At 43.3% G+C, this 12267-nt stretch carries 10 protein-coding genes; all 10 read left to right on the top strand.

Annotation, left to right across the window (positions count from 1 at the left end; genetic code table 11):
• Positions 1-17: 17 nt before the first annotated feature.
• The 10 genes from PFZ69_RS05095 to PFZ69_RS05050 all read left to right on the top strand — a co-directional run bounded on the left by PFZ69_RS05095 (position 18) and on the right by PFZ69_RS05050 (position 12259).
• Positions 18-1022 carry an aliphatic sulfonate ABC transporter substrate-binding protein gene (locus tag PFZ69_RS05095; RefSeq protein WP_270179930.1) on the top strand — a complete coding sequence of 335 codons (1005 nt, stop codon included), beginning with the start codon at positions 18-20 and terminating at the stop codon, positions 1020-1022.
• A gap of 16 nt (positions 1023-1038) precedes the next feature.
• Positions 1039-1869 (top strand): ABC transporter permease, encoded by an 831-nt coding sequence (locus PFZ69_RS05090; RefSeq protein ID WP_270179929.1) that lies wholly within the window; start codon positions 1039-1041, stop codon positions 1867-1869.
• A 12-nt stretch (positions 1870-1881) separates the two neighbouring features.
• On the top strand, positions 1882-2496 hold the full coding sequence (locus tag PFZ69_RS05085; protein WP_333489729.1) for an ABC transporter ATP-binding protein: 615 nt from the start codon (positions 1882-1884) through the stop codon (positions 2494-2496).
• Positions 2497-2611: 115 nt separating this feature from the next.
• Positions 2612-4261 (top strand): acetate--CoA ligase, encoded by a 1650-nt coding sequence (gene acsA / locus PFZ69_RS05080; protein ID WP_270179928.1) that lies wholly within the window; start codon positions 2612-2614, stop codon positions 4259-4261.
• A gap of 11 nt (positions 4262-4272) precedes the next feature.
• Positions 4273-5478, top strand: a complete 1206-nt coding sequence (locus tag PFZ69_RS05075) for a homoserine dehydrogenase (protein ID WP_270179927.1) — start codon at positions 4273-4275, stop codon at positions 5476-5478.
• Positions 5479-6171: 693 nt separating this feature from the next.
• A complete protein-coding gene (ilvE, locus tag PFZ69_RS05070) occupies positions 6172-7077 on the top strand; it encodes a branched-chain-amino-acid transaminase (RefSeq protein ID WP_270179926.1) in 906 nt (301 codons plus the stop codon).
• A 365-nt stretch (positions 7078-7442) separates the two neighbouring features.
• Positions 7443-9158, top strand: a complete 1716-nt coding sequence (ilvB, locus tag PFZ69_RS05065; RefSeq protein ID WP_270179925.1) for an acetolactate synthase large subunit — start codon at positions 7443-7445, stop codon at positions 9156-9158.
• Positions 9155-9676, top strand: coding sequence for an acetolactate synthase small subunit (gene ilvN / locus PFZ69_RS05060; RefSeq protein WP_270179924.1), 522 nt, complete (start codon positions 9155-9157; stop codon positions 9674-9676). The genes ilvB and ilvN overlap by 4 nt, the downstream gene beginning before the upstream one ends.
• Before the next feature lie 29 nt (positions 9677-9705).
• Positions 9706-10731: a ketol-acid reductoisomerase gene (gene ilvC / locus PFZ69_RS05055; protein WP_270179923.1), complete on the top strand. Its 1026-nt coding sequence runs from the start codon at positions 9706-9708 to the stop codon at positions 10729-10731.
• Positions 10718-12259, top strand: a complete 1542-nt coding sequence (locus PFZ69_RS05050) for a 2-isopropylmalate synthase (RefSeq protein WP_270179922.1) — start codon at positions 10718-10720, stop codon at positions 12257-12259. The genes ilvC and PFZ69_RS05050 overlap by 14 nt, the downstream gene beginning before the upstream one ends.
• Positions 12260-12267: the final 8 nt, after the last annotated feature.

Below are 12267 nucleotides of genomic sequence, written 5' to 3'. Positions count from 1 at the left end.
GAGAGGGAGAAACCATTATGAAGAGAATTCCATGGATTGATGTAAGAAGTTTCGTTGCACTCGCTCTGATCGCGGCGTTGATTATTAGTGCAGGCTGTTCTTCTTCAGACGCTTCTTCAAAGGAAGGGCCTGATGAAATCAGAGTGGATTACGCTTACTATTCTCCTACTAGTCTTGTCGTGAAGAAGCAAGGGCTTCTGGAAGAGGAGTTTGAGGACGAGGACATCAACATCGAATACGTCTTGAGTCAAGGAAGTAACAAAGCGCTTGAATTCTTAAATAGTAACAGTATTGATTTTGGTTCAACGGCAGGTGCAGCGGCACTGATGGCAAAAGCAAAAGGCGCACCGATTAAAAACGTGTATATTTATTCAAAGCCAGAATGGACAGCACTCGTTACTGGAAAAGATTCAAGTATTCGTAGTGTAGAAGATTTAAAAGGTAAAAAGGTAGCTGCAACGCTCGGAACGGATCCTTACATCTTCTTACTTCGTTCTTTGAATGAAGTGGGGTTAACTCAAGATGATATCGAACTTGTGAATCTTCAACATGGAGACGGGGCATCTGCCTTAAGCACTGGTCAGGTAGATGCTTGGGCAGGACTCGACCCTCATATGGCGCGTCTTGAACTAGAAACAGGAGCAGAACTTTTTTATCGAAATGCAGATTTGAATACGTATGGTTTCTTGAACACACGGACAGATTTTGCTGAAAAATATCCTGAACACGTGAAACGAGTGATTAGCGTTTACGAGAAAGCTAGAAAATGGGTGATCGAACATCCGGAAGAGGCAGCTGAGCTATTAGCTGAAGAAGCTGATATCCAACTTGACGTAGCAAAAAAGCAGCTTGAAAGAAATGATTTCTCAAGTCCCGTTCCTGGTGAAGAACAGAAGAAAGCGATTGTTGAAGCAGGAAACGTACTACAAAAAGGGGAGATTATTGAGCCAGATGCTGATATTGAAACGTTAACGGATGAATTGATCGATCCATCGTTTGCGGAAGAAGTCATCAAGAACTAGAAAGGGGATAAGATCCATGGCAAAAAACCATACGGAAGCAATCCCCTTAAAGGGGATTACGGGTAAAGCCTCGCCTAAACCGTTCAATTTACATCCGATTCTTATAGGAAGTATTCTCCCTTTCATATTGTTAGTTGTTTGGGAAGCTCTGAGTCGGTTAGGGGTGCTCCCTTCCTATCTACTTCCAGCTCCAACAGTAATCTTTAACACGATTGTCGATCTAGGAGCTGATGGCTCTCTCTTTGGCCATATTGGCATCACGCTTTATCGGATTTTCTTAGGTTTTCTCTTAGGAGCGGGGGTTGCATTAATACTCGGATCTTTTGTAGGGATTTATCGTAAAGCTGAGCAATTTTTTGATCCGATCATCCAGGCCTTTCGCTCGATTCCATCGCTAGCCTGGGTTCCTCTTTTTATCCTATGGATGGGAATCGCAGAGGCATCGAAAGTGACACTGATTGCAGTAGGCGTGTTTTTTCCAGTCTATCTGAATGTTGTTAGTGGAATTTTGAGCGTCGATCGTCAATTGATCGAAGTAGGAAAAATGTATGGATTAAATAGTTATCAATTAGTAAAACGAATTATTCTCCCTGCTTCACTACCTTCATTTCTTATCGGCCTTAGAAGTGGTCTAGGGCTTGGATGGATGTTTGTCGTTGCAGCTGAATTGATGGGTGCAAGTCAAGGATTAGGATATTTGCTGGTTCTTGGGCAGAACACATACTCACCAGAGCTAATTATTGCAAGCATCGTTCTCTTTGCTCTGCTTGGAAAAGTGAGCGATGCGATATTGAAGGTAGTCGAGAACAGATCGCTGCATTGGCAGGATCGAATGGAACAGCGGTAAGGGGGAGTCAAAATGAGTTTACAAATACGAAATGTGAGTAAAGAGTTTGAGAGTCGAAAAGCCATTAGCAACATTTCGTTTCATGCAGAAAGTGGCGAAATCATCGGGATACTTGGAACGAGTGGGTGTGGGAAGAGTACATTGCTACGAGCGGTTTCAGGATTAGATACATCGTATACCGGCGATGTCATCATCGATGGAGAGGTGTGCAACCATGTTGATGAGAAATTAGGATTCATTTTTCAGCAGCCGAGGCTTATGCCATGGTTATCCGTCATAGACAACGTATCGTTTGGTTTAAAAGGAACGAAAGAAGAGAAGCGCTCAAGCGCAGCGAAGTACCTTGATCTTGTTGGCCTAAAAGGCAATGAAAAAGACTTTCCAAAACAGCTTTCTGGTGGAATGGCGCAGCGTGTTGCGATTGCAAGGGCGCTTGTAACATCCCCGCAGTATTTGTTATTAGATGAGCCTTTTAGCGCACTCGACGCATTTACGAAAATGAAGCTTCAAGATCTATTGTTAGAAATATGGGAGTCGTTACTCATGACATTGAAGAAGCGCTATACCTTTGTGACAGACTCATCATTCTTAAGGGTCAGCCTGGAAGGAAAGAAGAAGAAATCATAATAGATGAACCACGACCTCGATCTCGAGGAAGTGTAAAACTCGCAGAATACAAAGAACAAATTTTAGAGAGGTTGGAATTGACCACACCTGCAACCGTCAGTGGAGGGACCAGCATATGAGCATTACACTACCAAAACAGATTTCATCTCAAGCGAAGTATACGAACCTTGAAAGTTATGAAGAAGCATACGCAACATTTCAGTGGGAAAGCGTCGATGATTTCCTCCATCGTTCTGGGAAAATGAACGTCGCTTATGAATGCATCGACCGACACGTTGAAAATGGATTTGGAAATAAAGTTGCATTGCATTATGTTAATGAAGATGAAAAAAGATCGTTAACGTTTGAAGAAGTGAAAATCAAGACGGATCATTATGCCGCTGTATTAAAAAAGCATGGGGTAAAAAAAGGAGAAAGGGTTTTTGTTTTCCTACCTAAAAATCCTGAATGCTATATTGCCATACTCGCAGTGATTAAGATCGGGGCGATCGCAGCTCCTTTGTTTGAAGCATTTATGGAAGAAGCTGTGAAGGATCGCATCATCGATTGTGGAGGTACAGCGCTCCTTACCGATCGAGAACTTCAGAAAAGAGTGCCTGCAAATGAAATACCTACTCTTCGTCTTATTCTCACAACCGAAGAGGTGGAAAGAACTCAGGTAGACGAAGAGCCACGTATAGAGTGGGCAGATCCTGAGGATGGTTTTTTACTTCACTATACAAGTGGTTCAACAGGAAAGCCAAAGGGCGTTCTTCATGCTCAACGTTCCTTGGTTCACCATTTTCAGTCAGGTAAATGGGTACTTGATATAAAAGATACAGACGTGTATTGGTGCACCTCTCACCCTGGGTGGGTAACAGGAAGCGTATATGGTTTGTTTGCTCCCTGGTTAAATAAAGCTACGATCGTCATTAACGGAGGCCGCTTTAAAGCTGAGGATTGGTATAGCTTAATCGATGAGCTGAAAGTCACAATCTGGTATAGTGCACCAACTGCGTTTCGCATGTTGATGGCAAAAGAAGATATAGTAGAAAACTATCGCTTAACATCATTACGACACATTTTGAGCGTAGGAGAACCATTGAACCCAGAAGTGATTCAGTGGGCATCCCGGGTATGGGGGCAACGAATTCATGATACGTGGTGGATGACAGAAACAGGCGGACACCTGATCGTGAATTTCCCTGGTGAGAAGATTAAGCCTGGTTCGATGGGACGGCCGTTTCCAGGTGTAAAGGTTGGGATCCTAGATGAGAACGGAAACGAGGTTCCTGTCGGAAATACAGGACAGCTTGCTATTCAAGCACCGTGGCCAGGATTAATGAAAACGATCTGGAACAACAAGGAGAAGTATGAAAGCTATTTTCCTTATCCAGGTTGGTATGTGTCAGGTGACCTAGCTTATAAAGATGAGGAAGGATTTATATTCTTCCAAGGTCGAGATGACGATATGATCAATTCTTCAGGTGAACGAATCGGTCCATTCGAAGTTGAGAGTCAATTGATCACCCATCCTGCTGTTGCTGAAGCAGGCGTGGTAGGTAAACCCGATAAACTCCGAGGTGAAATCGTTAAAGCCTATATCACTTTGCGATACGGTTATAAAAAAAACGACCAACTTCTAGATGAGATTCGCCAACATGTAAGAAAAAATTTGGCTGCCCATGCGGCTCCAAGAGAAATAGAAGTACTCGATGAGCTTCCTAAAACCAAAATTAGCGGAAAAATATTAAGAAGAGTACTAAAAGAATGGTCAGCACAATAACGGGGGTGGAGATGATGGAAACATTACATGTAGCGTTAATTGGTTTTGGAACAGTAGGCAAAGGGGTTTATGAGAGTATTGGAAAACAGCGTGAACAATTGGAGGCTTTACTGCGAAAAAAGGTGTCGATAGAAGCGATTTTGATTCAAAACGGTGAAATAAAGCGAGAAGTAGACGATCGCGTGTTGGTGACGACGGATGTTGACGAGTTATTAAATCTCCCAAAGCTTGATGTCGTATTCGAAGCGATTATAGGAGTTGAACCTGCTCATACGTATTTGTCTAGATTCATAGAAAAAGGCTGTCATGTTATTACGGCGAATAAAGAATTACTTGCTACTTCCGGTAATGAACTTAGGAAGTTAGCTGAAAAGCACAACGTAGGACTTAGGTATGAAGCGGCAGTTGCAGCATCTATTCCGATTCTTAGCACGTTGCGAGAGGGAATCAGAAGTAACCAGATCAAAGAGATAAGCGGAATTCTGAACGGAACTTCTAATTTCATTCTCAATGAGTGTCAAGTGAGCGGGTTGTCTTTTGAAGAAGCACTCCGATTAGCACAAGAGAAGGGATATGCGGAGGCTGACCCTACGAATGACGTCGACGGCTGGGATGCATTTTACAAGATTCTCATTCTCTCTGATCTTGTTTATGGAAAACAGCCTGAATGGGAAAGTATCTCTAGAAAAGGAATTAGGGAAGTGACCAGCTTTGATATTAAGAAAGCTGAGGCACTTGGTCTTAGAATTAAACATATCGCAAATCTTCGTTTGCAAAAGGAAGAGCCAGTTATTACGGTTGAGTCAGTTGCAGTTTCTGAAGCCCATCCTTTTTTCAATGTGACAGGTGTTAACAATGCTCTATCTGTTGCTGGTAATCTCGCAGGTAACATAACGTTAACTGGTCCGGGTGCAGGAGCAGATCCTACAGCGAGCGCAATGGTAGAAGATTTATTAAGCATTGACCGAAACAGCACTGAACCGGTTTACTATTCCCAAATAGAAAAGGGGAATGCAGTTGAAGAGGACTTCTTGTTGATCGGAGACGATTCAGAAGTAAGGGGACTCGAAGTACTTCCTACCTCAGAAAAAGGAGCGTACTATGTCACAGGCAAAAGAAGTGAAGTAGAAGCATTACTGGAACATAGTAAAGCGAGCCTCTACCCTCTCCAAGGTCTGACCCTAAATCATTCTACTTCTAGATTAGCGGTTGTTTAGTTACTAGAGTATTGAGCTCTCAAGACCAACGAAATTGTGAGCTTTGTCGTCACAACACTCTTTTGAACCCGTCACCCTAATTCCACTGGAGTCGAGAATTTTTATTCTTCTATCAGCGTTGTACTAAGTTTTTTTATTCAAATAAAAAGTTAACTTGAAATGACGTGAAGAAAGATTTTTTTTTAATAGGTCGGACAGTTTAACTTTGATTGATTGTATTCTAGTAGGAGGGAATACCTCTTGACTCCCGTGGTCCAACGGGCGTACGAGACTCAGAGTGGACCGGTTTTGTCTCGGGCGTTCGTCCACAGGAAAGCAAGAGGTATTCAAGCTCCTACGTCATTGGGACTAGAATATTTAGGTTTCCCTACACCCCCTCTCATACTGAGAAGGGTTTTTTATATTTTGCCATGTAAGCGCTTTAATAAAATTTACAATAAAAAACTTGATGTCATGTAATCTCACTCTAGATGGGATTGTAAGCGGTTGCAAATAAACAGATATATCTAAATAGTCTAAAAACTTTCAGAAAGGGTGTTGACCTTCTGTGGAAACGGGAGTATTATTGTCCTCAATTAAACAAATTATTTAAACAATTCACACACATTGAACAAGGACCTGACTCGCTTTGGTCCTTGAAATTAAACTTGACGCTTTAATGCGTCTATTACCAAAAGGAAAGGAGTGAACAAGGTGAGTGAACAATGGATCTACCTTAACGGAGAATTTGTAAAAAAAGAAGATGCCAAAGTATCGGTATACGATCATGGCTTTCTATACGGCGATGGGGTGTTCGAAGGAATTCGCATGTATGACGGAAATGTATTCCGACTAAAAGAACATCTTCAGCGACTTTTCGACTCAGCTCATTCAATCATGCTAAATATTAACTATACGATGGAGGAACTGACTGACATTATCGTTCAGACATTGAAGAAAAACGACCTTCAAGATGCTTACATTCGTATTGTTGTATCACGAGGCGTGGGAAATCTTGGGCTTGATCCATTCACATGCAAGGAGCCTCAAGTGATTGTTATTGCAGAATCACTAGCCTTGTTCCCTAAACATCTTTACGATACAGGAATTGAGATCGTAACGGTAGCAAGTCGAAGAAACCGTTCCGACGTTCTTAGTCCTAAAGTGAAATCATTAAATTACTTGAACAATATTTTGGTGAAAATCGAAGCGAACCTTGCCGGTGTGAGCGAAGCACTCATGCTAAATGATCAAGGCTATGTTGCGGAAGGTTCTGCAGATAATATATTCATTGTCAAAGGGAACGTAATCAAAACGCCACCTGGATATGTTGGCGCACTAGAAGGCATTACGCGAAATGCCATCATGGAACTAGCGAGAGAAAAAGGATATGAGATGCGAGAAGAAACGTTCACTCGACACGATGTGTATGTTGCGGATGAAGTTTTCCTTACTGGAACAGCTGCAGAAGTGATTGCCGTCGTTAAGGTAGACGGAAGAGTAATCGGTGAAGGCCGACCAGGTAAAACGACAAACAACCTTCTAAAAGCTTTCAGAAATATTGTGACAACAGATGGCGTAAGCGTATACCCATCTAAGCGAGACGTTCAAGCGGGTTAAGGATTCAAAATTAAATACACAAAATCAATGACGAGGTAAAAGGTGCAGGATCGAGTGGTTACCAGAGAGCCGGTGTAGGTGGAAGCCGGTATTACTCCCTGCTCCGACATCCCCTCTGAGTGTTGATCTGAATTGAGCAACTTAGGATCAGCCAGGTGTTTTACAACACTTGTTATTAAAAAACAGCATTAGCTGTTACTGAGGTGACGAAGTTTGTCACAAATGTAGGGTGGTACCGTGAAAGTCTTTTCGCCCCTACGGACCGTATAAAGCGGCGTGGGGATGAGAAGGCTTTTTTTCTTTAGCAATAACCAGTTCATACAGGATGAAAAAGCTCATTAATAAGCATTGGAGGGATCAACAGTATGCGGGCGAAGGCAAGAAATGAAGCCGAAGCTGTTACAACGGAGATGACCGGAGCGGATATTCTGATCGATTCATTGAAGAAAGAAAATGTTGAAGTGCTGTTTGGCTATCCGGGAGGTGCGGTTTTATCAATTTATGACGCACTCTATCGTTCACCGATCAAGCACATCCTATCAAAGCATGAACAAGGTTCGATTCATGCTGCAGAAGGATACGCGAGAGTAAGCGGTAAGCCTGGTGTTGTCATTGCTACATCTGGTCCTGGTGCGACGAACCTCGTGACAGGCATTACTGACGCCATGATGGATTCGCTGCCAATCGTTATTTTTACAGGTCAAGTTGCGAGCAATGTGATCGGCACAGACGCTTTCCAAGAAGCTGATGTTATGGGGATCACATCTCCGATTACAAAGCATAATTTTCAGGTGCGCGATGTAAAAGACCTTCCTAGAATCATTAAAGAAGCTTTTCACATCGCCTCCACAGGGCGACCAGGCCCAGTCCTCGTTGACATCCCTAAAGATGTTTCGAATATGAAAATGGTTCCAGGTGATGAGTGCAAGGTGAATCTGCCAGGCTATCAACCAACCTTTTCTCCTAATGTCTTACAAATTAAGAAACTAGCAGATGCAATAGGAACAGCGAAGAAACCGGTTATTTTAGCTGGTGCTGGCGTTCTTCACGCGAATGCTGGGAAAGAGTTGCGTGCATTCTCTGAAAGGCACGAAATACCTGTAGTCAACACTCTCTTAGGCTTAGGAAGCTATCCAGGAAAGCATCCACTGTTTCTTGGGATGGGCGGAATGCATGGTACGTATACAGCCAACATGGCGCTTTATGAATGCGATCTACTCATCAGCATCGGAGCGAGATTCGATGATCGCTTAACAGGAAACTTGGATCATTTTGCTAGGCATGCAACGGTTGCTCATATCGATGTTGATCCAGCAGAGATCGGGAAAAACATTCCTACCCAAATACCGATTGTTTCAGACGCGAGGGAGGCGCTTATAAGTTTACTCGATACAGAAACACGAACCCCTGAGACGGAGGAGTGGCGCAAACAACTTGCCCAGAAGAACGAAGACTATCCACTTTGGTACAAATCGAACACAGAAGAATTCTTGCCTCAGCGCGTAATCGAGCTCGTCCATAAGCATACGAAAGGGGACGCCATCATCACGACAGATGTCGGGCAACACCAAATGTGGGCAGCTCAATATTATTCTTTTGCTGATCCGAACAAATGGGTGACTTCAGGGGGATTAGGAACGATGGGCTTTGGTTTTCCGGCTGCGATCGGTGCCCAGCTAGCGTTTCCAGACCAAACCGTCGTCTCGATCACTGGAGATGGAGGGTTTCAAATGACGCTTCAAGAACTTTCCGTTCTTCAAGAGCTGAACCTGCCTGTAAAAATAGTCATCGTGAACAATCAATCGCTAGGTATGGTACGACAATGGCAGGCAGCTTTCTATGAACAGCGTTACTCTCAGTCTCTTATACCGGTTCAACCTGATTTCGTAAAGCTAGGTGAAGCTTATGGAATCAAAGCTTATCAAGTGCATACAGAGGAAGAGGCTGAAGCAGTCTTCAGTGAAGCTTTCGCCCATAGAGATCCTGTATTGATCGACTGCAGGGTAAGTGGTACTGAGAATGTATATCCAATGATAGCGCCTGGTAAAGGTCTTCATGAAATGATCGGGGTGAAACCATGAAGCGAATTGTGACAGCTACAGTCATCAACCAAAGCGGGGTATTAAACCGAATCACTGGGTTGATGACGAAAAGACAGTTCAACATCGAGAGTATCACAGTTGGTCATACCGAAACGGAAGGTATTTCAAAAATGACGTTTGTGGTGAATGTTGAAGGCGATGGAAAGATTGAACAGCTGATCAAACAGTTAAACAAGCAAGTAGATGTATTGAAAGTGTCTGACATCACAGATCAAGCCATCGTTGTAAGAGAACTCGCGCTGATCAAAGTCGTTAGCAATGCACAGGTCAGAAGCGAACTATCGGGAATAATCGAACCATTTAGAGCTTCTATCATCGATGTAAGCCGTGAAAACTTAACAGTTCAAGTAACGGGGGATTCAGATAAGATCGAAGCGATCATCGATCTTTTGCGACCATACGGAATTAAAGAGATGGTTCGTACGGGAATCACAGCTTTCCCAAGAGGTAGTCAAAGATCTGTAACTGATCTAAAACAATATTCAATTCTTAATTAATCAACCAAAATTAGAAGGGATGGAGAATCATGGCAAAAGTTTACTATAACGGAGATATTAACGAAGGTGTACTTAAGGATAAGAAAATCGCGGTAGTTGGGTACGGTTCACAAGGGCATGCACATGCACAAAACCTAAGAGAAAGCGGATTTGACGTAACGATCGGCCTACGAAAAGGACGTTCATGGGATCAAGCAGCTGAAGACGGTTTCGATGTAAAAACTGTTAAAGAAGCAAGTGAAGAAGCAGATGTCGTAATGGTTCTTCTCCCGGACGAACATCAGCCGGATGTCTATAAACAGGAAATTGAGCCAGGTCTTAAAGCAGGCAATGCACTTGTCTTTGCTCACGGCTTCAACGTTCATTTTAATCAAGTTGTTCCTCCGTCAAATGTGGATGTCTTCCTAGTTGCACCTAAAGGTCCAGGGCACCTTGTAAGAAGAACATTCGCTGATGGTGCTGGTGTTCCTGCATTGTTCGGTGTTTACCAAGACGTGACAGGAGAGGCGAAAGAACTTGCTCTCGCTTATGCAAAAGGAATCGGCGGAGCGCGTGCAGGAGTACTTGAAACATCATTTAAAGAAGAAACAGAAACAGATCTATTTGGAGAGCAAGCTGTCCTTTGCGGCGGTCTAACGTCACTTGTTAAAGCTGGATTCGAAACGTTAACTGAAGCAGGATACCAGCCAGAAGTCGCTTACTTTGAATGTCTACACGAGTTGAAGCTTATCGTGGATTTGATGTATGAAGATGGAATTGCCGGTATGCGTTACTCGATCTCAGATACAGCTCAGTGGGGTGACTTTGTATCAGGACCACGCGTTGTGGATGCAGATACAAAGCAGCGTATGAAGGATATCCTAGAAGAAATCCAAACAGGAAAGTTTGCGAAAGGGTGGATTCTAGAGAACAAGCTGAACAGACCTGAGTACCATGCGATCAATGAGAAAGAAAAGCAGCACCCTATCGAACAAGTTGGAAAAGAACTAAGAGCAATGATGCCGTTCGTTAAGCCAAAATCCAAGAAGGAAGTGGTTTCAAGTGCAAAAGATTAATGTATTCGATACGACGCTTAGAGATGGAGAACAGTCAGCGGGTGTCAATCTGAATGCATTAGAAAAGCTCGAAATCGCGAAACAGCTTGAGAGACTAGGAGTCGATATTATGGAAGCGGGTTTCCCAGCCGCTTCCAAAGGCGACTTCGAGGGTGTGAAGAACATTGCAGATACTGTACGAAATGTTTCTGTAACTGGTCTTGCTAGAGCGAATAAAACAGACATCGATACAGCATGGGAAGCCTTGAAAGGCGGTGCGGATCCAAGGCTTCACGTATTTCTTGCGACATCTCCGATACACATGACACACAAGTTGAAGAAGACGCCTGACCAAGTGGTAGAAACAGCAGTTGAAGCTGTGAGGTATGCCAAGACGATGTTTCCGAAGGTTCAATGGTCTGCAGAAGATGCGTGTCGTTCAGACCGAGCGTTCCTTGCAAAGATCATTACTGAAGTGATCGAAGCTGGTGCTACTGTCATTAATATACCTGACACTGTAGGGTATCGTAGCCCGCAAGAATATGGTGAACTATTCACTTATTTGAAAAACAACGTACCTAATATCGATCGAGTGGCACTTTCTGCTCATTGTCATGATGATTTAGGAATGGCTGTAGCAAACTCTCTAGCTGCGATCGAATGCGGTGCTACTCAGATTGAAGGAACGATCAATGGGATCGGTGAGCGTGCAGGGAATGCTGCGATCGAAGAAGTAGCGGTTGCACTTCGAATAAGAAATGATTTCTACAACGCTGAAACGAACTTGAAATTAGATGAAATTAAACGAACGAGTACGCTAGTCAGTAAGCTGACTGGAATGGCGGTGCCAGGAAATAAGGCGGTTGTTGGAGCAAATGCGTTTGCCCATGAATCAGGAATCCACCAAGATGGCGTTCTTAAAGAGAAATCCACCTATGAAATTATTAGTCCTCAATTGATAGGTGTTCAATCGAATAGTCTTGTTCTAGGTAAACATTCTGGTAAGCATGCTTTCAAAGATAAAGTGAAAGAGCTTGGTTTTGTTCTGGATGACGCGAAGATTCTTGAGGCTTTTTCAGACTTCAAAGACCTTGCCGATAAGAAAAAACACATTACCGAGGAAGATTTAATCACCCTTCTTACAGACATTCAAACCGATGAAACGGTTGAGAAATATGAGATTCATAGTATTCAAGTGCAGTATGGTACTGCTAACATTCCGACGGCAACCATTTCGATGGTCTCACCTGATGGATCGATGCTGCAACAAGCTGGAACGGGTTCAGGTAGTGTAGAAGCAATCTATAACACGATCGAGCTGATGATTCCGGGTACGTTACAACTACAAGACTATCGTTTAAGCTCAGTCGGTGGCGGGCGTGATGCTCTAGCTGAAGTCCATGTACGGGTATTGTATAACGGAATCGAATCGAGTGGTAGAGGTACTGCCCAGGATGTATTAGAGGCTTCGGCCAACGCATATCTAAATGGAGTGAACCGTACGCTCGCTCGTGAAAATTATTTAGTGAAAAAGCAAGCTCACGTTTAAAAAGGAGG

The sequence above is a fragment of the Alkalihalobacillus sp. CinArs1 genome (genome assembly GCF_947387515.1).
GTDB lineage: Bacteria > Bacillota > Bacilli > Bacillales > Guptibacillaceae > Guptibacillus.
The sequence above is the reverse complement of the archived record's forward strand: the minus strand, read 5'-3'. Positions and strand labels throughout refer to the sequence as shown.

Excerpts from the sequence above, each read along its gene's own strand:
- PFZ69_RS05075 (WP_270179927.1), top strand. The coding sequence starts at position 4,273 with ATGATGGAAACATTACATGTAGCGTTAATTGGTTTTGGAACAGTAGGC.
- ilvB (WP_270179925.1), top strand. The coding sequence starts at position 7,443 with ATGCGGGCGAAGGCAAGAAATGAAGCCGAAGCTGTTACAACGGAGATG.
- ilvN (WP_270179924.1), top strand. The coding sequence starts at position 9,155 with ATGAAGCGAATTGTGACAGCTACAGTCATCAACCAAAGCGGGGTATTA.
- PFZ69_RS05095 (WP_270179930.1), top strand. The coding sequence starts at position 18 with ATGAAGAGAATTCCATGGATTGATGTAAGAAGTTTCGTTGCACTCGCT.
- PFZ69_RS05090 (WP_270179929.1), top strand. The coding sequence starts at position 1,039 with ATGGCAAAAAACCATACGGAAGCAATCCCCTTAAAGGGGATTACGGGT.
- ilvC (WP_270179923.1), top strand. The coding sequence starts at position 9,706 with ATGGCAAAAGTTTACTATAACGGAGATATTAACGAAGGTGTACTTAAG.
- acsA (WP_270179928.1), top strand. The coding sequence starts at position 2,612 with ATGAGCATTACACTACCAAAACAGATTTCATCTCAAGCGAAGTATACG.
- PFZ69_RS05085 (WP_333489729.1), top strand. The coding sequence starts at position 1,882 with ATGAGTTTACAAATACGAAATGTGAGTAAAGAGTTTGAGAGTCGAAAA.